An 18966-nucleotide genomic window follows, 5' to 3' on the forward strand; every position below is an offset into this window, starting at 1 on the left:
TGACTGCTGTTCATGGGGTGTTGCCATACAAGGCTACTTCCCGGAAAGCCAAGGGCTCGCCCAGATCCGGCCAGGTCTGGCCCTGTAGCCTCTCCAGAAGCCGGTAGCTCGGGTGCTGCAGGTCACGCACCCGCGAGTCGGCGAGCATTATAGAGCCGGCGCGCTGGCGGAAATGTTCAAGAAACACGCGGTTGCTGCTGTCATAGAGCACATCCGCAGCGATGATCAGATCGATATCGCCGGTTACGGCAAAAAAATCCTCTGCCAGGGTCAGTTCTACGTCGTTCAGTTCCGCATTCAGGCTGCTCGCGAGCAGCGCCTGAGGATCAAGATCGCAGGCTATGCTTTGTTGCGCGCCGGCCATGGCGCAGGCAATGGCGACAACACCTGAACCGCTGCCAAAGTCCAGCACCCGTTTACCGTGAACCTGTTGCGGATGCTCGAGTATCCAGCGAGCCAGCGCCAGGCCGCTGCCCCAGCAAAAGCTCCAATAGGGTGGCTGATCGAGCAGTTTTCGGGTTTCCTCGCTGCTGAAGGCGCGATCCAGGTTGGCGGGATCGAGCAGCCACAGTTGCAGCTTTTCCAGTCCGGGCAGAGGGGTGGCTATCAGTTGTGCATCAGTCAGAACATGATGCAACTCGGCATTCAGGGCGGCTAGTGTCATGCTGTGATCCGCAGTAGTAGTGTGGCTATTGTAGTGCGGCTGAAGACCTGCGCGCAGCCTGTTCAGATCGGCAGCAGGACTTGCAGGCGACTGTGCAGAAACTCGATAAAGGTCCGCGTGGCCAAAGTGGGGTAGAGGTTGGGCGCGGTCAAAAGGTATAGATGATCGCCCCAGGCACTGACCCGCACGCGCAGCGAGGGTAACAGCCGTTGCAGCTCGCCGTTGTCCAGCTCCTGCTGCACGCTGTACAGCGGTAGCAGGGCGCAGCCAATACCTGCCAGGGTCGCCCGTTTGAGGAACATCATGTCTTCGGTCTGCAGTCGCGGCCGGAGCACCAGTGTGCGAGTTTCACGACCGTCGAACAGCTCCAGCGGCAGACGCTGATCAGGTGAGTTGACGCTGACCATGTCGAGGTTCAGCAAGTCTTCCGGTTGTTGCGGCGTGCCATGCGTCTGAAGATAACGCGGACTTGCACAAAGCGCCCAGTCAACCGGGCCCAGATCACGCGCCACCAGGGCGTCAGGCGGCGTCGTGGTAACGCGGATAGCAACGTCAATTTCCGCAGCCACCAGATCGAAAATGCGATTGCTGAAGGTTATTTGCAGACTAACCTCCGGGTATAGGCTGGCAAACTCCAAGAGCAGCGGGCCGACTACCTGCTGCCCCAGTGCAACCGGCACGCTGAGGCGGATATGTCCGCGCAGATTCTTGCCCAGGTCGTCTACCGTTGCTTGCAGGGCGTTCAACTCCTTACTGATGCGTGCCGCATGCTCGTAAAGCGCCCAGCCGATTTGCGTCGGCTCCACCCGGCGCGTGGTACGCCGAAACAGCTGCACTTGAATGCTCTGCTCCAGGGCCTTGAGTCTGCGGCTGACGTGCGAGCGTGATGTGCCAAGGCGGCGTGCGGCAGCGCTCATGCTGCCCGCTTCGACTACAGCGCTGAGAAACTGCAGGTTCTTGATGTCCATCCATTGTTGCCTATTTGTAAACGGTTTGGGCTGGTTGGCGGATATTGTAGATCAGTCAGTCAGCTTCTATAGTCTTTGCACTTTATTATTCTGATACCCCATGCCCGACGTGCCCCAAGGAGAACAACAATGAGTCTTCCCAGCATTCTGCAGAACTCGCTGACACTACCGGTTATCTGCTCACCGCTGTTTATCATCTCCAACCCTGACCTGGTGATCGCCCAGTGCAAAGCCGGCGTGGTCGGCTCTTTCCCGGCGCTGAATGCGCGGCCCGCTGAAGAGCTTGAGGTCTGGCTCAAGCGCATTACCAGCGAGCTTGCCGAGTACCAGGCGGCCAACCCTGATGCGATCGTCGCGCCCTTTGCCGTCAACCAGATTGTGCACGGCAGCAACGATCGTCTGCAGCACGATGTCGAGATGTGCGTGAAGTACAAGGTGCCGATCGTCATCACCAGTCTGCGCGCGCCCAACGAGGTGGTCGGTCCGATTCACAGTTATGGTGGTCTGGTGTTCCACGATGTGATCAACGTCAAGCACGCGAAAAAAGCCATCGAGGCGGGTGTTGATGGTCTGATTCTGGTCTGTGCTGGCGCGGGCGGCCACGCCGGTCAGCTCAGCCCCTTTGCGCTGGTATCCGAAATTCGTGCTTTTTATGACGGTCCTATCATCCTCTCTGGCTCTATTTCCAAGGGTGAGCAGATACTGTCGGCGCAGGCCATGGGTGCCGATCTGGCCTATATGGGTACCCGCTTTATTGCTACCCATGAAGCCAATGCCGACGCGGCCTACAAGCAGATGCTGGTCGATACAAGCGCAGATGACATCGTTTACAGCAATCTCTTTACCGGGGTACACGGTAACTACCTCAAGCCCAGCATCGTCAACGCTGGCATGGATCCTGAGAATCTGCCCGAAGGCGACAAGACCAGCATGAAGTTCGGCTCTGGCGGTAGTAACAAGAGCAAGGCGTGGCGCGATATCTGGGGCGCTGGTCAGGGTGTTGGCAGCATTGGCGGTATCACCTCCACCGCCGAAGCCGTTAGCCAGCTCGAGCAGGAGTATGCTGATGCCCGTAAACGGATGCAGCAGATTGCCAGCCCATACGGTGAGCAGGGATGACTGCGCGCCTGATCTGCGGTGAATTGGACCGCAGTGGTGATCAGGTAGCACAGCGTGCGTTGCAACTGGCAGGTGGTCTGGCTCGGCTGGGGGTTGAGGACGGCGACGTGATCGCCGTGATGCTGCGCAATGGGCCGGTGTTTATCGATGCCATTCAAAGCTGTCAGACGGCCGGCTGCTTTTACTGCCCAATCAACTGGCACTTCAAGGCCGATGAAGTAGCCTTCCTGTTGCAGGACTCGGGGGCCAAGGTGTTACTGGTCGAGGCCGATCTGCTGGGCGAGATCGCGCGGGTTGTTCCTGCGGGCGTAGTGGTCCTGGTCAATGGTGCCAGCGCTGCTTTGATCGCGGGAGCTCTGCCCTATGAAGCCTGGCTGAGCGAGCAGTCGCCCTATGTCGGTGAACCGCGCACGCCGCGGGCACACATGGCTTACACCTCTGGTACCACCGGGCGGCCCAAGGGGGTAAAACGTCTGGCGCCGCCAGCTGAAGAGCGTGAAGCCATGGCCGCCTCCATGCGTGAGCTATCGCGTGCAGCCTGGGGTATTGAGCCTGGCGTACGGACACTGGTGTCAGCGCCCCTCTATCACAGTGCCCCCAGCTCCTTTGCACAGCAATCGATTCTGCAGGCTGAGCTTATGGTCGTGATGCCCCGCTTTGACGCGGAGCAAACGCTGGCGCTGATCGAGCAGTATCGGATCGACACCGTGTTTCTGGTGCCCATCATGTACGTGCGTTTGCTGCGCCTGCCAGCGGAGATCAGGGCCAGGTATGACCTGTCATCGGTCCGCTTTGTGGCCTCTACCGGTGCCCCCTGTGCGCCTGATGTGAAGCTGGCAATGCTCGACTGGTGGGGCCCGGTGATCTACGAAACCTACGCCTCGAGCGAAACCGGCATGATCACTATCCAGGATCCCGTCTCTGCGCGGCGAAAACCCGGCAGCGTCGGTTTGCCGATTGGTCAGACGCGTATCCGCATTGTCGATGAGCAGGGTAATGATTGCCCGTTAGGCGAGCCGGGCGTGATCTATGTGCGCCAGCCAGCGGTACCGGATTTCGTTTACCTGAATAATGACGATGCCCGGGCCAAGGCTGGGCTGGATGATCTGGTAACGGTGGGCGATATAGGTTATCTGGACGAGGAAGGATATCTCTACGTGTGTGACCGAAAATCGGACATGGTGATTTCCGGTGGGGTGAACATCTATCCTGCGGAAATCGAGCATGTGCTGATAACACTGCCAGGTGTTATCGACTGTGCTGTGCTGGGTGTGCCCGATGCCGAATATGGTGAATCCTTGCTGGCTGTTGTGGCTGCGCCAGATGGCCTGTTGGATGCGGAGCAGGTACAGCAATATATCCGTGACCGTCTGGCCAGCTTCAAGGTGCCCAGGAGAGTGGAGCTTATCGATACCTTGCCGCGCGACGATAATGGCAAGATTGCCAAGCGTCGGCTGCGGGAGCGTTTTGCCCCCAACTGAGGCTTGAAACAGGAGGCCTGGATCTGCGCAATCTTTTCGGTTTTGAAGTGTAAAGAGACATTTTTATCCCGGCCGACAAGGGAGTAAGATACAGGCGCTTTTATCCTTCCGGGAAATCTCAATGCATTGTCCATTCTGTGGCGCCCATGACACCAAAGTGATCGACTCCCGACTGGTAGCTGAGGGTGATCAGGTGCGTCGACGCCGCGAGTGTCTGGCCTGCCAGGAACGTTTTACGACGTTTGAAACCGCCGAGCTGGTGCTCCCCAGGATCATCAAGGGTGATGGCAGACGCCAGCCATTCGACGAAGAAAAACTGCGCGCGGGTATGCAACGGGCGTTGGAGAAGCGTCCGGTCAGCGTTGAGCAGATTGAGGCCGCGATCGGGCATATCAAGCATCGCCTGCGCGCAACCGGCGAGCGGGAAGTGCCGGCGATGGTCGTGGGTGAAATGGTCATGAACGAGCTCAAGCAGCTCGACGAGGTCGCCTACATCCGTTTTGCCTCCGTCTATCGGCGCTTTCAGGATCTGAACCAGTTCCGCGAGGAGATCGAGCGTCTGTCGCGCCGCGACAAGGACGAGCCTGATGCCTGATCAGGCGATCAGCGACCGGAGCATGATGGCCCGGGCGCTGCAACTGGCGACTAAAGGGCTGTATACCACTGATCCCAACCCCCGTGTCGGTTGTGTGCTGGTGCGCGAGGGTCGGATCGTGGGTGAGGGCTGGCATGTCCGTGCAGGGGAAGGGCACGCCGAGGTCAATGCGCTGTTGCAGGCGGGCGAACAATCCCGGGGTGCAACCGCTTATGTAACCCTGGAGCCCTGTAGCCACACCGGTCGTACACCACCCTGCGCTGATGCACTGATTGCCGCCGGCGTTGTGCGCGTGGTGGCTGCAATGCAGGATCCCAATCCGCTGGTCGCCGGGCGTGGCCTTGAGCGCCTCCGCGCAGCGGGCATTGATGTCCATTGCGGCGTGCTTGAAGCAGAGGCTGGCGCATTGAACCCCGGCTTCATAAAACGTATGCAGACCGGTCTGCCCTTTGTACGGCTCAAGCTGGCAATGAGTATGGATGGCCGCACTGCCATGGCCAGTGGCGAAAGCCAATGGATTACCGGGCCCGAAGCTCGCGCCGATGTGCAGCGACTGCGGGCCCGCAGTAGCGCAGTCATATCCGGCGCCGATGCCGTGCTGCTGGATAACTCGGCTTTGACCGTACGCAGTGCGCAGTTGGGCTTGCCGGATGCGCAGGCGACTGCAGCGGCGGAAAGCCAGCCGCTGCGTGTGCTGGTAGATGGCGGCCTACGCGTGCCTTTGAGTAGCCGCTTGTTCCAGCAGGCCGGCCCCGTGCTGGTAGCCTGCCGTCTGGGTGAGACGCCGGTTGAGGATTACCGAGCCGCAGGTGCAGAGCTGCTCACCCTGCCTCGCGGGGACGGTCAGTATGTGGATCTGGAGGCGCTGTTGCGGCTACTCGCGACACGTAGCTGCAATGAGGTGCTGGTAGAGACCGGAGCGGGGCTGGCAGGAGCATTTCTGCAGGCAGGCCTGGTTGACGAGTTGATTGTATATATGGCGCCAAGGCTGCTGGGCAGTCTGGCGCGACCCTTGTTGGAATTGCCCTTCAACAGCATGGCCGAGGCCATGCAGCTTGATGTCATCGACATGCGGGTTGTCGGCCGTGACTGGCGAATCACGGCGCGACCGGTTCTTCCTTTCTAAAGAGTGTTTCACTATGCATACGGCAGTTCAATGGTTGCTGATTGTAATGGCAGTAGCTGCGTTTCTGGGTGTGGTTTTCGAGGAGTTGATTCACGTCAACAAGGCCAAGGTGGTGCTGTTTTTCGGCGCGCTGGCGTGGGTGGTGCTGTTTGTTGCTGCACCTGACGAGGTCTTTCGTGAGAGGGTCCACGAGGCGCTAAACGAAAATATCACGGATATCGCCGGGCTCTGGCTCTTCCTGCTTGCGACCATGACCTTTGTCGCTTACCTGAACAAGAAGGGACTGATTGAAAATATCATCTACAGCATCCTCCCTGGTCGGGTGACCGAGCGGAAGTTGTTGTTTCTTACTGGCCTGTTCTGTTTTGTATTTTCGTCCATTGCAGACAACATCACCGCTACTCTGGTGTCGGTGGCGCTGGTACTGAGTCTCAAGATGGAATTACGCAAGACCCTGCGTTTTGCCACGCTGGTGGTTTTTGCGGTGAATTCCGGCGGCGTGGCGATGATTACCGGCGACGTTACCACGCTGATGATCTTCCTCGCAGACAAGGTCGAGATAACCCACCTTTTGATGCTCAGCGGCCCCGCGTTGTTGGCGGTACTGCTGCTCGCCGTGTTGCTGTCGGTCGGCCTCAATGGCGAAGTGGTCATTGAAAAGGCTTCGTTGCAACCATTACGCGGAGTCGACCAGTTCATTGGTCTTTTATTCCTGCTGACTATTCTGGGTACCATTGTGGGTAGTCTGCTGTATTCGATACCGCCGGTTCTTACCTTTCTGACTGGTCTGTCACTGATGTTTTTGATTGCACGGTTTTTCAACGAGGACATCGAAAACGACCCGATTCTCGAGTACGTCAGGGCAATCGAATTCGAGACATTGTTGTTCTTCCTGGGTGTGCTGCTGCTGGTTGGCATGTTGCAATTTATCGGTGTACTGCAAGGCCTGACGGCGCTTTACGACCTGGTGCCGGTGATTGTTGCCAACTTGCTGATGGGCATTCTTTCGGCGCTGATTGACAACGTGCCGTTGACCGCCGCTCTGCTCAAGGCCGACCTGCAGATGAGCACTGCCGATTGGATGGGGCTGACTTATGCTGTCGGAGTAGGCGGTTCATTGCTTATAATCGGCTCCGCTGCCGGGATAGTCGCGATGAGCAAGTTGCCCGGGTTGACCTTTCTGACCTACATGCGCAGTTTCGGGTTGCTGCTTGCGGCCTTCGTCTTCGGCTATATCTCGGTTTACGGGTTGGGTCTGCTGGTCAGCGGCTAGTAGACTGCACCCCTGGAAAAGAGGCAATTACATGTTCACAGGCATTATTGAAGCGGTTGGCCAGATCCAGAGCATGCAGCCCCGCGGCGGCGACGTCCGGTTGTATGTGAAAACTGCGGGTCTTGACCTGGGTGACGTCAAACTAGGTGACAGCATCGCAGTCAATGGCGTCTGCCTGACTGCGGTGGAATTGCCGGGCGACGGTTTCTGGGCCGATGTTAGCCAGGAGACCATTCGCCGCACTGCACTGTCGCGGCTCCAGGAAGGCAGCCGGGTCAATCTGGAAAAGGCATTGACGCCCTCGTCACGCCTAGGTGGACACCTGGTCAGCGGTCATGTGGACGGTGTGGGAAAGGTTCTGTCTCTGAAAGAAGACGCCCGCTCCTGGCATTTCCGGATCGAGGCGCCGGCAGCGCTCGCACGTTATATTGCCGAAAAAGGTTCGATTACCGTCGATGGCACCAGCCTCACAGTCAACGCTGTTGATGGTGCCGTTTTCGATCTGAACATTGTGCCGCACACCATGCAGGAAACGGTGATGGGTGATTACCAGGCTGGTAGCCCGGTGAACCTGGAAGTCGACCTGATTGCCCGCTATCTGGAGCGCTTGTTGCTGGGTGACAAGGCGGCTGAACCGAACCGCGATAGCCGCCTGAGCATGTCTTTTCTTGCCGAAAACGGCTACCTGAAATCCTGAAATCTCAGGCCGTGAACAAGGAGCCCGGGAGGGCCGCATGAAACTCAATACTGTAGAAGAACTGCTGGAAGATATCCGCGCTGGAAAGATGGTCATCCTGATGGATGATGAAGATCGCGAGAATGAAGGTGATCTGATCATGGCGGGCCAGGCGTGTCAGGCCGAGCACATCAATTTCATGGCCCGATATGGTCGCGGACTGATCTGCATGCCCATGAGCCTGGAGCACTGCGAGCGTCTCGATCTGCCGCTGATGGTGCAACGTAATAATTCGGGTTTTGGTACCAAGTTTACCGTTTCCATCGAAGCGGCCGTGGGGGTCAGCACCGGTATTTCCGCAGCTGACCGCGCTCGCACAGTCCAGGCAGCAGCGGCGCCGGGTGCCGTCGCCGATGATATCGTCAGCCCTGGCCACATCTTCCCGTTGATGGCCCAACCCGGTGGTGTACTGGCGCGCGCCGGACACACCGAGGCAGCCTGCGACCTGGCGCGTATGGCCGGTTTTGGCGAGTCGGGTGTTATCTGCGAGATCATGAATGATGATGGCAGTATGTCGCGTCGCCCACAGCTTGAAGCCTTTGCCCGTGAGCACAATCTGAAGATCGGTACCATTGCCGACCTCATTCATTATCGTTTGCTCAATGAACGCACGGTCAAGCGCATCTCCGAGCAGCCCCTGGAAACCGAGATAGGCAGCTTCAATCTGGTGACCTACCGTGACAGCCTGGAAGGCGCTGTGCACCTGGCGTTGACCCTGGGCAAGATGGAGCCGGAAGAGCCGACTCTGGTCCGTGTACACAACATGGATCCGCTGCGGGACCTGTTTATGGTCAGTCAGCCAGGGCGCTGGAGTCTGCGCGCCGCGATGAGCAAGCTGGCCGGAGAGGGACATGGGGTTGTACTGTTGCTGGGTAACCAGATGGGTTCGGAAGAGCTGCTGCATCATGTCAATCAGCTTGCCGGCACTGACACGCCTGAGCGTGAGCCGACTACCTACAATACGGTTGGGGCGGGTTCGCAGATACTGCGTGACCTGGGTGTACGCAAGATGCGGCTGTTGTCCCAGCCAATGAAGTTCAATGCCATATCCGGTTTCGACCTGGAAGTAGTAGAATATCTGCCCTGCGAATAAACGCACCCGATACACGACTGCGCCTGGTGCCCAGCCGGTTCTTTAAGAGAGAGATAACATGTCAGCTATACGTACCATTGAAGGCGATTTCGTATCCGTGCAGGGCCGTTATGCCTTGGTTGTCGGTCGCTTTAACAGTTTTGTTGTCGAAAGCCTGTTGTCCGGTGCAATCGATGCGCTCAAGCGCCACGGCGTGAAAGAAGCAGACATCACTATCGTGCGGGCTCCGGGTGCGTTCGAGATTCCCCTGGTCGTGAAGAAAGTCGCCGAGACCAAACAGTTTGATGCCATCGTTACACTGGGCGCAGTAATTCGTGGTGGTACACCCCACTTCGAATATGTTGCCGGCGAGTGCGTCAAGGGCATCGGCAGCCTGTCGCTGGAATACGGTATACCGGTCGCCTTTGGCGTACTCACCGTCGACAGCATCGAGCAGGCCATCGAGCGCTCCGGCACCAAGGCCGGTAACAAAGGTGCCGAGGCAGCAATGTCCGCTGTGGAAATGGTCAGCCTGTTCAAGCAGTTGGAGGCCAAGTGAGCGATTCAGACCAGCAGCCGGCCAGTACTGGTCGGCCCAAGGCTTCGGCTCGCCGCAAAGCCCGCAGCCTGGCTGTTCAGGCGCTGTATGGCTGGCAAGTGGCTGACTTGCCCCTGTCTGATATCGAAGCCCAGTATCGTGCAGACAACGATTTTGCCAAGGTCGATGGTGCCTATTTCCACGAACTGCTCACCGGCGTTGGCCGCAACCTGACGGAGCTCGATGAGCACCTGGGTAGTGTGCTGGACCGTCCTGTACATGAGCTCGACCCCGTCGAAATGGCTATTCTGCGCCTTGGGGTATACGAACTGGTGCACCGGATTGATGTACCCTACAAGGTAGTAATCAACGAAGGCATTGAACTGGCGAAGATCTTCGGGGCCACCGATGGCCACAAATACGTCAATGGCATTCTCGACAAGCTGGCTCCAAGCTTGCGCAGTGTCGAGGTCAACGCGTCCCGCCGGGGGCGTTGATAGCCATCTGTAAAAGGCCGCAGCCATGTCGCTGGGTGAATTTGAACTGATTAGCCGGTATTTTCGCAGCATGGCGCTGGCAAATGCGGGTGGCTCGGAACATGTCACCCTGGGCATTGGTGATGACGCAGCGCTCTTTACTACGTCTCCTGACAAGCAGTTGGTGGTCTCTACCGACACGGTTGTGCTTGGCACACATTTCCCCCCGGACTACATTCCCGCGAACCTGGCCTATCGTGCCCTCGCAGCGGCAGTCAGCGATCTTGCTGCCATGGGTGCGCGGCCGCTGAGCTTCACTCTGGCGCTGACATTGCCCGGGGTGGACGAGGACTGGCTGCAGAGCTTTGCCCAAGGGCTTACCGATGCGGCATGCGATCATCGCATCAGTCTGATCGGGGGTGATACCACCCGAGGCCCTCTCAACATCAACGTTACTGTCCTGGGAGAAGTGCGCCCGCGTAATGTGGTGCGGCGCGGTGATGCTCAGCCGGGAGATCTACTTTGCGTTGGTGGCCCCTTGGGCGACGGCGGTGGTGGTCTTGCCGTTGTTCTGGGTCAGGACATACCTGGCGCTGTCAGTGACGCCGAGCGGGATTATCTGTTTCAGCGCTTCTGGCGTCCCCAGGCTCAGTGTGAACTCGGGCTTGAGCTTGCCGGGGTAGCCAGCGCAGGGCTGGATGTTTCCGACGGGCTGATCGCAGATGCCCGTCATCTGGCTCAGGCCAGTGACGTAGCACTGCACATTCGCGTTGCAGATCTGCCCTGCTCGACGGCGCTGCAAGCCTGGCCGCAGGTACAGCGCATGGAGTGGATGCTGGGCGGCGGCGATGATTATGTGTTGTTATTTACTTTGCCGGTTGCCAGTATCCGCTGTCTCGAGGTCTGGGCTTCCCAGGGATTCGGCGTGACCGTTATTGGCGAGGCCGTGGTCGGCAGCGGTGTTTGGCTGGATGACGGTCAGGAGCTGAGTGAGATGGTCGAGCCCGCCGGTTATCAGCATTTTCAGAGGAACAATAATGACTGAAAGGTCTGTTCACGCACCTGCATCGGTATGGCGCAACCCCATACATTTTCTGGCCTTCGGTTTTGGCAGCGGTGCGGTACGACACGCCCCCGGCACCTGGGGTACGTTGGCGGCAGTGCCCTTTGTACCGCTTTGGCAGCATCTGCCCTTTGCCGGATACCTGGCCGTTCTGGTAGGTAGCGCGCTACTGGGCATTTGGCTTTGTGGACGCACCGCCAGGGACATGGGTGTGCACGATCACGGCGGCATTGTCTGGGACGAGTTTGTCGGCTACTGGCTGACCATGCTGCTGGCGCCCCCTGGTTGGCTGTGGCTGCTCGCGGGTTTTGTATGCTTCCGGTTCTTCGATATTCTCAAACCCTGGCCGATAGGTTGGGTCGATCGCAAGGTTCACGGTGGCCTGGGCATCATGCTTGACGATGTGCTGGCCGGACTGATGGCCCTGATCGTTCTGTTTGTGATTGAGCAACTGATCTGATTACCGCTTCAAGGAGAATGCCAATGCCAAGGAAAGAAGTCATTGCATGTCTGGTCCTGGCCCTGTGCCTGGCTGCTGGCATCGCCAGCGCCGAGCCGAGCGTAAGGGTTGTCGGGCTGTTTTCGGGTGCAGCCGTGGTCAACATCGACGGCCAGCGACACATGTTGCGAATCGGCAAGCCGGGGCCTCAGGGCGTCGAACTGCTTGCCTCAGACAGCCGTACCGCCACATTGCGGATCAATGGTCAGACCCGCCAGCTTTCCCTGCAGCGCGACTACACCGACGGTTTCGCCGCTGTGGAGCGCAAGCAGGTAACTATTGGCCGCACCGGCGGTGGTCATTTTCGTATCGTCGGTTCAATCAATGGTCAGAACGTGCAGTTCATGCTGGATACCGGCGCAACGAGTGTGGCGATGAGCTCGTTTCAGGCCGATCGCCTGGGTATCGATTACCGATTGGACGGAGTGCCCATCATGGCCAGTACGGCCAGTGCTCAGGTGGAGGGCTTCCGGGTCATGCTGGACAGAGTGAAGGTCGGTGACATTGAGCTGACCAATGTCGAGGGTGTGGTTCTGGAGGGCGCCTTCCCCACAGAGGTCCTGCTGGGTAACAGTTATCTGAGCAGGGTGCGCATGATCGACAACGGTGACACCCTGCTTCTGGAGAGTCGCCACTGATTTCCGGGTCCGCCGGCTACATGACGTCACATTCGCCGAGCCTCTATTCATCGCGGCATGGCCGTTCTCCTGATAATATAGCGGCCCTTTATTGCAACAACCGGACAGGAGCCTGGTGTGTCAGTCACCTTTGTTGCGTCATGCAAGTTACCGACCCGCTGGGGCACCTTCACCATGCACGGCTTCCTCGAACCGGAAACTGGCAAGGAACACGTCGTTCTGACCATGGGCGACGTTGCCGATGGCAAACCTGTGCTGGGTCGCCTGCACTCCGAATGCCTGACAGGCGACGCGCTGTTCAGTTTGCGCTGTGATTGCGGCTTCCAATTGGAAGCCGCACTTCAGGCCATCGCTGAAGAGGGCCGAGGCGCGCTTTTGTATCTGCGTCAGGAAGGTCGAGGCATTGGATTAATGAACAAGGTCAGGGCCTATCACCTGCAGGACGGAGGTGCGGATACGGTCGAGGCCAACGAGCTGCTTGGATTTGGTGCAGATCAGCGCGATTACGGGATATGCGAGCCGATGCTCAAGCATCTGGGTATATCCAGCCTGCGTCTGCTGACCAATAATCCTCGCAAGGTCAAGGCCCTGGAGGGTTACGGCCTGAGGGTAACCGAGCGCCTGCCCCTGGAGTTCGGCCTTAATCCCCACAACAGCAAGTACCTGGCAACCAAGGCCGGCAAGCTTGGCCATATGCTGGGGCAGATGCATCAGGAGGAGAAAGAATAATGTTCGATCCCACCCAACATTGGCGCGCCCTGCAGCGTAACTGGCGGATGCAGAGCATTGTTACGCTTTGCCTGCCCATAGCCCTGGCCTGGTTGTTGAAAGACCAGCCTGGCGCGTGGGAAAACGGTGCCATCTGGCTGTTTGTTTTGGGCTTGGCCACACTGTTTCTCTCGCTGTGGCGTTTTCGCCGCTACAAGGCCGCCTTGATCGAGGCTGATCGCCTGGGTGAAGCCCCCGAAGCAGCCGATGCCTGGGTAACCCTGCACAGGGAGCAGTTACTGGGTTTGCTCAACGCCAAACTGCCTGCATGGGTCGGCATGCTGCATTATGTCTGCACTTCCGAAACCATTCCGCTGATCCTCCTGGTGCTCGCCAGCATGGGCGTCATGCTGCTTTACCGTCCGCCCGCTGCCTGGGTGAAGTAATGCGCCGCTGGCTGGCTGCGCTGGTTTGCCTGTGGCTGGCTAGCGGACAGGCCAGCGCTAGTGGTGGTGAGGCGCAGCGTATCGTCAGCCTTGCTCCGTTTCTCACCGATATGCTGGTCCAGCTTGATGTTTCCGATCGCCTGGTAGGTGTTCTGGATGATGGCTTGCTGGATGAAAAACTCGACTCCGTGAAGCGCGTGGGCGGTTATCAAACTCTTTCCAGAGAGCTGATTCTCTCCCAGAAGCCCGATCTTGTGCTGGCCTGGACATCAGGTAACGACCCCCAGTTGCTTGCTCAGCTCGAGAACTGGGGCTTGCAGGTAGAACGGTTTGATCCGCAACGTCTAGCCGATATTGCAGGCATGACCCGTGAGCTGGGACTTTTGCTCGGAGTTTCCGGCCGGGCTGAGCAATTGGCGGTCGACTTCGAGCAGGCCCTTGTGCGCCTGCAGCGCCCTATAAACGACGACGCACCGCGGGTTTTCGTGCAGCTTTGGGACAATCCTCTTTACACCGTAAGCGACCAACAGCTGATCGGCGATGCGCTGCGCCACTGTGGTGCCCGCAACATATTCGGTGAGCTGTCTGTTCTCGCACCGCAGGTAGGGCGTGAAAGCGTGATTGCTGCCGACCCCGATCTGATTATTGTGTTCGCGGACGAGCCAGCGCAAGCCAATCCCTGGTTGCAGCGTTGGCGCCAGTTCCCGCAAATGCGCGCGGTGCGCAACAACGGTTTGAAAAGCCTGGACGGCGACAGCCTGGTGAAGCCGACACCGCAGCTGGCTGAGGGCCTGGAGGGGTTGTGTAACCTGGTCTGGAGCAATGCTGCAGAAAAGACAATGAGCGGCTCCCGATAAAAAGGGGCACCCGAAGGCACCCTAAAGACGTCACGCTGACACCTGTACCTTGATTTAACGGACTCCAGCCGCGCGCAGGGCTGCCGGGGTGAACTGATTGTAGCTGGGCTCGAAGCCGAACTGGGGGGCAGAGACTTCTTCTGTGTACATGCCCAGGGCGATGTAACGACCGGCCAGCAGGTCATACAGCGTTTCGATGGCGTAACCCGGGAACTTCTCCACGTAGTTGTGGGCGATGTGTCCTTCACCTACGCGCCAGAGCGTGCCACGACCATCGTAATGGTCAGCCAGGGTGATCATCCACGAATCTTCGTCCATGAAGAAGTTACGCTGGGCGTAGATGTGGCGTTGACCGTCCTTCACGTTACCCTGGACTTCCCAAACGCGGTGCAGCTCGAAGCGGGTGTGTTCGGGGTTGATGTGACCGGCTTTCAGTACGTCGTCATAACTCACATCGCGCTGAGTCATCTTGTAGCTGTTGTACGGAATGAATACTTCCTTCTTGCCCACCATTTTCCAGTCATAACGGTCAGGTGCACCGTTATACATGGCGAAGTTGTCAGACGTACGCATACCATCCGAAGCCGTACCCGGACCGTCATACGCTACCTGCGGTGCACGGCGTACGCGACGCTGACCGGCGTTGTAAACCCAAGCCATACGCGGCTCTTTCAACTGATCCAGGGTATCGTGTACCAGCAGTACGTTACCTGCCAGACGCGAAGGTGCGTTTACACGCTGCTTGAAGAACAGCAGGGTGTTGGGGATGGTCGACTCGTCGACATCATCCATCAGCTGCGGGTAGCCCACTTCCTCCTCCAGCTTGATGAGGGTGTAGGAACCGTTGGTCTGCGGCATGGCCTGCATGTACCAGCGCTTGATGTTCACGCGGTAGCGAGTGTTGTGGTTCCAGACCACTTCCACACCCGATTCTGGAATCGGGAAGGCAAAGGTGCCGTGGGAGAAGTTGTCGATACCGTCGCCGCCGTTAACCAGTTTGGCCTGGCCAGCTGTGCGCTTGACCTGGTCGTAGACAGCCTGCGGGTAACCGATTGAACGGTGCGTCTGATAGACCGACATCTGGAAGGTTTCCGGATAGCGTTCGAACATCGCAATCTGACCAGGGGTCAGGTTCTCGCTGTACTGCTGATAGTTCTGGGCCGTGATCACGAACTCGGGCTGCTCGTCAGCATAGGGGTTGGACTGGAAGTTATCATCAACAATCCTACCTGCGTCCGGGCCCAGACCACCTGTCCATTCGGGAATGGTGCCGCCAGCATTACCAGATCGCTCCGCGCCAACCGGAGTCAGCTCGTTACCCAGTTTATCGATTTCGGCTTGCGTCAGGCTCTGGGCCAGGACGCTGGTTGCCATTAGGCTCAAAGCCAGACCACCGGCACCCAGTAGCGTTTTTTGCATCTGCATCATTATTTTTATCTCCAGTTGCCTGTCTTAGAAGTTCATGCCGACGCTGACGGACGCGAAGTCGCGGTCAACGTTCATGTTGTACTTGCCGCCAAAATAGTTGGTGTAGCTCAGGCTGGCTTCGTACTTGTTAGCGTAATCGGCGTTCAGGCCTATGCTGATAGTCTTGTTGCCTTCCTGAAAGCTCGGGCCATAACCTTCTACGTCATGGGACCAGGCAATGTTGGGCGTAAGGTTAACGCCCGCAAACACGTTGCTGTATGCAAGGGACGCGCGAGCACGGTAGCCCCAGGAGAAGTCTGTGAAGAAGCCGTCAGTCTCGCACCAGGAATTGACTTTGTCAGAGTTGGCCGCGTCACCCTGCGAAGAACAGGTGCCGTCGGCAAACGGGCTCTGACCGAACACGGAGTCACGCCCGTATTTGGTTTCACCCGGCGCATTGCTGATACCACCGATGTGGCCCACGCCTACTTCGCCTGCCAGGGCAAGCCGGCTGGCGCCCAGTACGCGCTCGATGAAGTGAATCACGGTCATCTGACCCTGGATGTATTCCTTGCGGTCAGAACCCTCGATCACGTCACCCGGTGAGTAAGTTACGCCGCGATGAATGTTGTCCGAGTTCAACAGCGCAGTCCGGCTCATGTCGGATGTGTTCAGATTCATTGGCATGTTCGGACGGTAGCTGATTTCACCCCCTACCGAAGCCGGCCCAACCATCGTCGCGAAGCTCATGCCATACAGACGGATATCTTCCGGATAGTCGAAGAAGTAGCCAGCAGCACCAGGAACGCCATCAATACCGACAACCGGACCGCCCTGACCTGTCAGCAACCCGGCAAAACGGTTGTTGAAGGTTGGCGTGCGGCTGTGATAATTCATGGCGTAGAAGCCGAACTCGGTATCGTTAAGTGCTGCTGCGTAGTAACGGAAAGCGACACCGAACTGGCCGTCGTCACTCGCGTCGCGGTCTTTTTCAGAGCGTACGATGTAATCGGCGATGCCGGCGATACCAAAACCGCCGGTGGCCAGCTCCGGATCACCCTGGGGCAGGTCGGCGCCTGAAACGACCAAGCGATCATTGCAACCCTTGGCAACGGTATCGCCGCCGAAGAAGGTGCCGCAGTTATCCAGAATGAACGGATGCCACTTGAGCTGGTAGAACGCTTCCATGGTCAGGTTGTCGGTCAGACCCTGGGAGAAATACAGCATTTCGACCGGCATCAAACCTTCTTTCAACTCGGCGCCGGGACGACGGAATGCAGCAACGTCGATGGGGTTGATCGAGTTGATCGAGTTACCGATAAAGGTGCTTTCCCCCCAGCTGACGACCTGACGACCCAAACGTACGTTGCCGGGGTTATTGCCGATGGTGTAGTTGTGATAAACGAAGGCATCAAGCAATGCCACGCCTGCACCTTTCTGCAGGGGATTACGACCGTCCTGTTCGATGCCGTCTTCGTAGAAATTGACACCATCATCCTCAATAGCAAAGTCGTACCAGTACTTGCCACGGAAGAAAGCACCGGAGTCGCCGTAGGACAGCTGCAGGTCATGCGACCCCTTGAAGATCTTGGAAAAGAAGTCGCCACTTTCGTAGTTCAGACGGTTGTCGTCTGAAGTACGCGCCAATGCCTGGCCGTTCTGGTCAACGCCATCAACAGACGTAGCGAAGTGGATATAGTCTTTCTCGGCGTCCGCGGTCGACATGCTGGCGCCAATGGAAAGCTGCGAGTCGAACTGACCGCGCACTTCGCCGATGTTGAAACCAACTGCGTTGGATGAGCCGCTAAAACTGGCCAGACCGATCGCCAGTGGCAAGGCGGCCAGCGCCCATGCAGGGATTGTTTTTGTCATTGTGCTGCTCCTTGGTTGTAACCCTGTAGTACCCGCACCTTTGCCTGGATGGCGAGTATGCAGAAGGGAAAGGCCGCTTCGAGGGGCTCTTTCACGTCTGGGTAGTGTGCATGCGGTCGCTTGATCGGACCCGGCCGAGGGGGACCTCAGTTGCGGTCCTGAGAGGTCCGGGGGCAATTGGGAGATCAATTTGTCTATTCTTCTACGCTATCCTACTCTGCATAACAGAGTGCTCTGTAGATATTAGATTGTTGCCGAGCTTGACCATGATCTAGTTGCAAGGAGAGCGGATGAACATTCAACACGATGTCGGGGACGAACCCCGCGAGCGCATGGAATGGATTGGCGTTATAGAGCAGGGCCTGGCTTCTTACGGCCAGTCGCTGTCCTGTTCCCCGGTGGCGTCCCGCTTGCTGGCACAATGTCAGGGGGCGGAGTCAATAGACCAGGCCAGCTGCAGCCTGTTCTGGGAGGAGGCCCAAACCCTGAGCGGTGACACTTTGCTGGGTATGCGTTGCGCTCGAGGGGCGGTGTTGCCTGTGCCCTTGCAGATGCTTGAGCTGACAGGCGCAGCCAGTGCCGATCTGGGTACGGCCGTTGGGCATCTAGTGCGGTTTTTTTCTTTGCTGAGCACTCAGGCCCGCCTGGAACAGCTGCGCTCGACCAATCGCATCATGCTGCTGCTACATCCTCGAGGAAAACCCCATGTGCAGCAACAGGAGGCATTGCTGGGGTTGGTAGCACGGCTGTTGCAGCGCTTTGTCAGTGGCACCGAACACGCCCAGGCGGGCCTGTCGCTTATTTCTCCAGCGCCAGAGCGGGTGAATTACCGACGGTTGGAATGGTGTGCCGATTGCCGTCATGGCAATGCATACGGGTTGCTGTTTCCGGCCGACTGGATGCAGCTGGCCCTCCCGGGAACAACGCCGGCATTGTTGGGTGGGATGGCCGGTGCGCTGCAGGGCTTTATCGCCAGCATGCCGGCCAGCGATGTGGTTGATCGGGTGCGGCGGGATATTGTTTTGCGGCTGGGTAGTGGTCATTTGACCGAACAGGACATTGCCGAGCCGTTGAAGGTCAGTCCCAGGCACCTGCGTCGGCTGTTGCGTCAGCACAACACGACTTATGAGCAATTGCTCGATCAGGCGCGCCGTGAGGAGGCCCTGCGACTTCTGGCCGATACGCGCAAGTCACTGACGGCGATTTCCTATGAGGTCGGCTTTCTCGACCCAAGCAGTTTCACCCGTGCCTTTCGCCGCTGGACCGGTATTAGCCCCAGCGACTATCGGCGCAGATTACCCCAGAGCTCGTCGGTGTCCGTGCACAGGCACGTCGAGTCGCCATTGCGGCGGCTCGCTTGAGCGCGGGTCACGCCATTTCCCGCCGAGGCGGCCGGGTACCAGTCGAGGTATTCCTGGTGTTATGCAG

The 18966-nt window shown here is 58.2% G+C and carries 20 protein-coding genes; 16 read left to right on the forward strand and 4 right to left on the reverse strand.

Features of this window, described 5'->3' with window-relative positions; genetic code table 11:
* Positions 1–10 precede the first annotated feature (10 nt).
* Positions 11–664 carry a 50S ribosomal protein L11 methyltransferase gene (locus tag AAC076_RS13975; RefSeq protein WP_339846754.1) on the reverse strand — a complete coding sequence of 218 codons (654 nt, stop codon included), beginning with the start codon at positions 662–664 and terminating at the stop codon, positions 11–13.
* Positions 665–726: 62 nt separating this feature from the next.
* Entirely contained in the window at positions 727–1632 is a 906-nt protein-coding gene (locus tag AAC076_RS13980; protein WP_339846755.1) for a LysR family transcriptional regulator, read from the reverse strand.
* Between the two features lie 129 nt (positions 1633–1761).
* Between AAC076_RS13980 and AAC076_RS13985 the strand changes: the two genes are divergently transcribed.
* The 15 genes from AAC076_RS13985 to AAC076_RS14055 all read left to right on the forward strand — a co-directional run bounded on the left by AAC076_RS13985 (position 1762) and on the right by AAC076_RS14055 (position 14259).
* On the forward strand, positions 1762–2751 hold the full coding sequence (locus tag AAC076_RS13985) for a nitronate monooxygenase family protein (protein WP_339846757.1): 990 nt from the start codon (positions 1762–1764) through the stop codon (positions 2749–2751).
* Entirely contained in the window at positions 2748–4232 is a 1485-nt protein-coding gene (locus tag AAC076_RS13990) for an AMP-binding protein (protein WP_339846758.1), read from the forward strand. Before AAC076_RS13985 ends, AAC076_RS13990 begins: the two co-directional genes overlap by 4 nt.
* 121 nt (positions 4233–4353) lie before the next feature.
* Entirely contained in the window at positions 4354–4827 is a 474-nt protein-coding gene (nrdR, locus tag AAC076_RS13995; RefSeq protein WP_339846759.1) for a transcriptional regulator NrdR, read from the forward strand.
* The gene (gene ribD, locus AAC076_RS14000) at positions 4820–5953 is read left to right on the forward strand and encodes a bifunctional diaminohydroxyphosphoribosylaminopyrimidine deaminase/5-amino-6-(5-phosphoribosylamino)uracil reductase RibD (protein WP_339846760.1); all 1134 of its coding nucleotides are present in this window, start codon (positions 4820–4822) and stop codon (positions 5951–5953) included. Before nrdR ends, ribD begins: the two co-directional genes overlap by 8 nt.
* Before the next feature lie 13 nt (positions 5954–5966).
* On the forward strand, positions 5967–7226 hold the full coding sequence (gene nhaD / locus AAC076_RS14005; RefSeq protein WP_339846763.1) for a sodium:proton antiporter NhaD: 1260 nt from the start codon (positions 5967–5969) through the stop codon (positions 7224–7226).
* A gap of 31 nt (positions 7227–7257) precedes the next feature.
* Entirely contained in the window at positions 7258–7923 is a 666-nt protein-coding gene (locus AAC076_RS14010; protein ID WP_339846766.1) for a riboflavin synthase, read from the forward strand.
* A gap of 37 nt (positions 7924–7960) precedes the next feature.
* Positions 7961–9055, forward strand: coding sequence for a bifunctional 3,4-dihydroxy-2-butanone-4-phosphate synthase/GTP cyclohydrolase II (gene ribBA, locus AAC076_RS14015; RefSeq protein WP_339846769.1), 1095 nt, complete (start codon positions 7961–7963; stop codon positions 9053–9055).
* Positions 9056–9113: 58 nt separating this feature from the next.
* A complete protein-coding gene (gene ribE / locus AAC076_RS14020) occupies positions 9114–9593 on the forward strand; it encodes a 6,7-dimethyl-8-ribityllumazine synthase (RefSeq protein ID WP_150279325.1) in 480 nt (159 codons plus the stop codon).
* On the forward strand, positions 9590–10069 hold the full coding sequence (gene nusB / locus AAC076_RS14025; RefSeq protein WP_339846771.1) for a transcription antitermination factor NusB: 480 nt from the start codon (positions 9590–9592) through the stop codon (positions 10067–10069). The genes ribE and nusB overlap by 4 nt, the downstream gene beginning before the upstream one ends.
* A 25-nt stretch (positions 10070–10094) precedes the next feature.
* The gene (gene thiL / locus AAC076_RS14030; RefSeq protein WP_339846773.1) at positions 10095–11093 is read left to right on the forward strand and encodes a thiamine-phosphate kinase; all 999 of its coding nucleotides are present in this window, start codon (positions 10095–10097) and stop codon (positions 11091–11093) included.
* Positions 11086–11571 (forward strand): phosphatidylglycerophosphatase A, encoded by a 486-nt coding sequence (locus AAC076_RS14035; RefSeq protein WP_339846775.1) that lies wholly within the window; start codon positions 11086–11088, stop codon positions 11569–11571. Before thiL ends, AAC076_RS14035 begins: the two co-directional genes overlap by 8 nt.
* Positions 11572–11594: 23 nt before the next feature.
* Positions 11595–12248 carry a TIGR02281 family clan AA aspartic protease gene (locus tag AAC076_RS14040; protein WP_339846777.1) on the forward strand — a complete coding sequence of 218 codons (654 nt, stop codon included), beginning with the start codon at positions 11595–11597 and terminating at the stop codon, positions 12246–12248.
* 117 nt (positions 12249–12365) lie between these two features.
* Complete coding sequence (gene ribA / locus AAC076_RS14045; RefSeq protein WP_339846779.1) at positions 12366–12977, forward strand: GTP cyclohydrolase II; 612 nt, start codon at positions 12366–12368, stop codon at positions 12975–12977.
* A complete protein-coding gene (locus AAC076_RS14050; RefSeq protein WP_339846782.1) occupies positions 12977–13402 on the forward strand; it encodes a hypothetical protein in 426 nt (141 codons plus the stop codon). The genes ribA and AAC076_RS14050 overlap by 1 nt, the downstream gene beginning before the upstream one ends.
* On the forward strand, positions 13402–14259 hold the full coding sequence (locus tag AAC076_RS14055) for a cobalamin-binding protein (RefSeq protein WP_339846784.1): 858 nt from the start codon (positions 13402–13404) through the stop codon (positions 14257–14259). The genes AAC076_RS14050 and AAC076_RS14055 overlap by 1 nt, the downstream gene beginning before the upstream one ends.
* A gap of 54 nt (positions 14260–14313) precedes the next feature.
* On the opposite strand, the gene AAC076_RS14060 is transcribed toward AAC076_RS14055, so the two are convergent.
* Both AAC076_RS14060 and AAC076_RS14065 read right to left on the reverse strand, forming a co-directional pair.
* Complete coding sequence (locus tag AAC076_RS14060) at positions 14314–15678, reverse strand: DUF1329 domain-containing protein (RefSeq protein ID WP_339846827.1); 1365 nt, start codon at positions 15676–15678, stop codon at positions 14314–14316.
* A 33-nt stretch (positions 15679–15711) separates the two neighbouring features.
* Positions 15712–17538 (reverse strand): DUF1302 domain-containing protein, encoded by a 1827-nt coding sequence (locus AAC076_RS14065; RefSeq protein ID WP_339846786.1) that lies wholly within the window; start codon positions 17536–17538, stop codon positions 15712–15714.
* A gap of 290 nt (positions 17539–17828) precedes the next feature.
* Between AAC076_RS14065 and AAC076_RS14070 the strand changes: the two genes are divergently transcribed.
* The gene (locus tag AAC076_RS14070) at positions 17829–18899 is read left to right on the forward strand and encodes a helix-turn-helix domain-containing protein (protein ID WP_339846788.1); all 1071 of its coding nucleotides are present in this window, start codon (positions 17829–17831) and stop codon (positions 18897–18899) included.
* Positions 18900–18966 lie beyond the last annotated feature (67 nt).

This window comes from uncultured Halopseudomonas sp., from assembly GCF_963977355.1.
Lineage (GTDB): Bacteria > Pseudomonadota > Gammaproteobacteria > Pseudomonadales > Pseudomonadaceae > Halopseudomonas.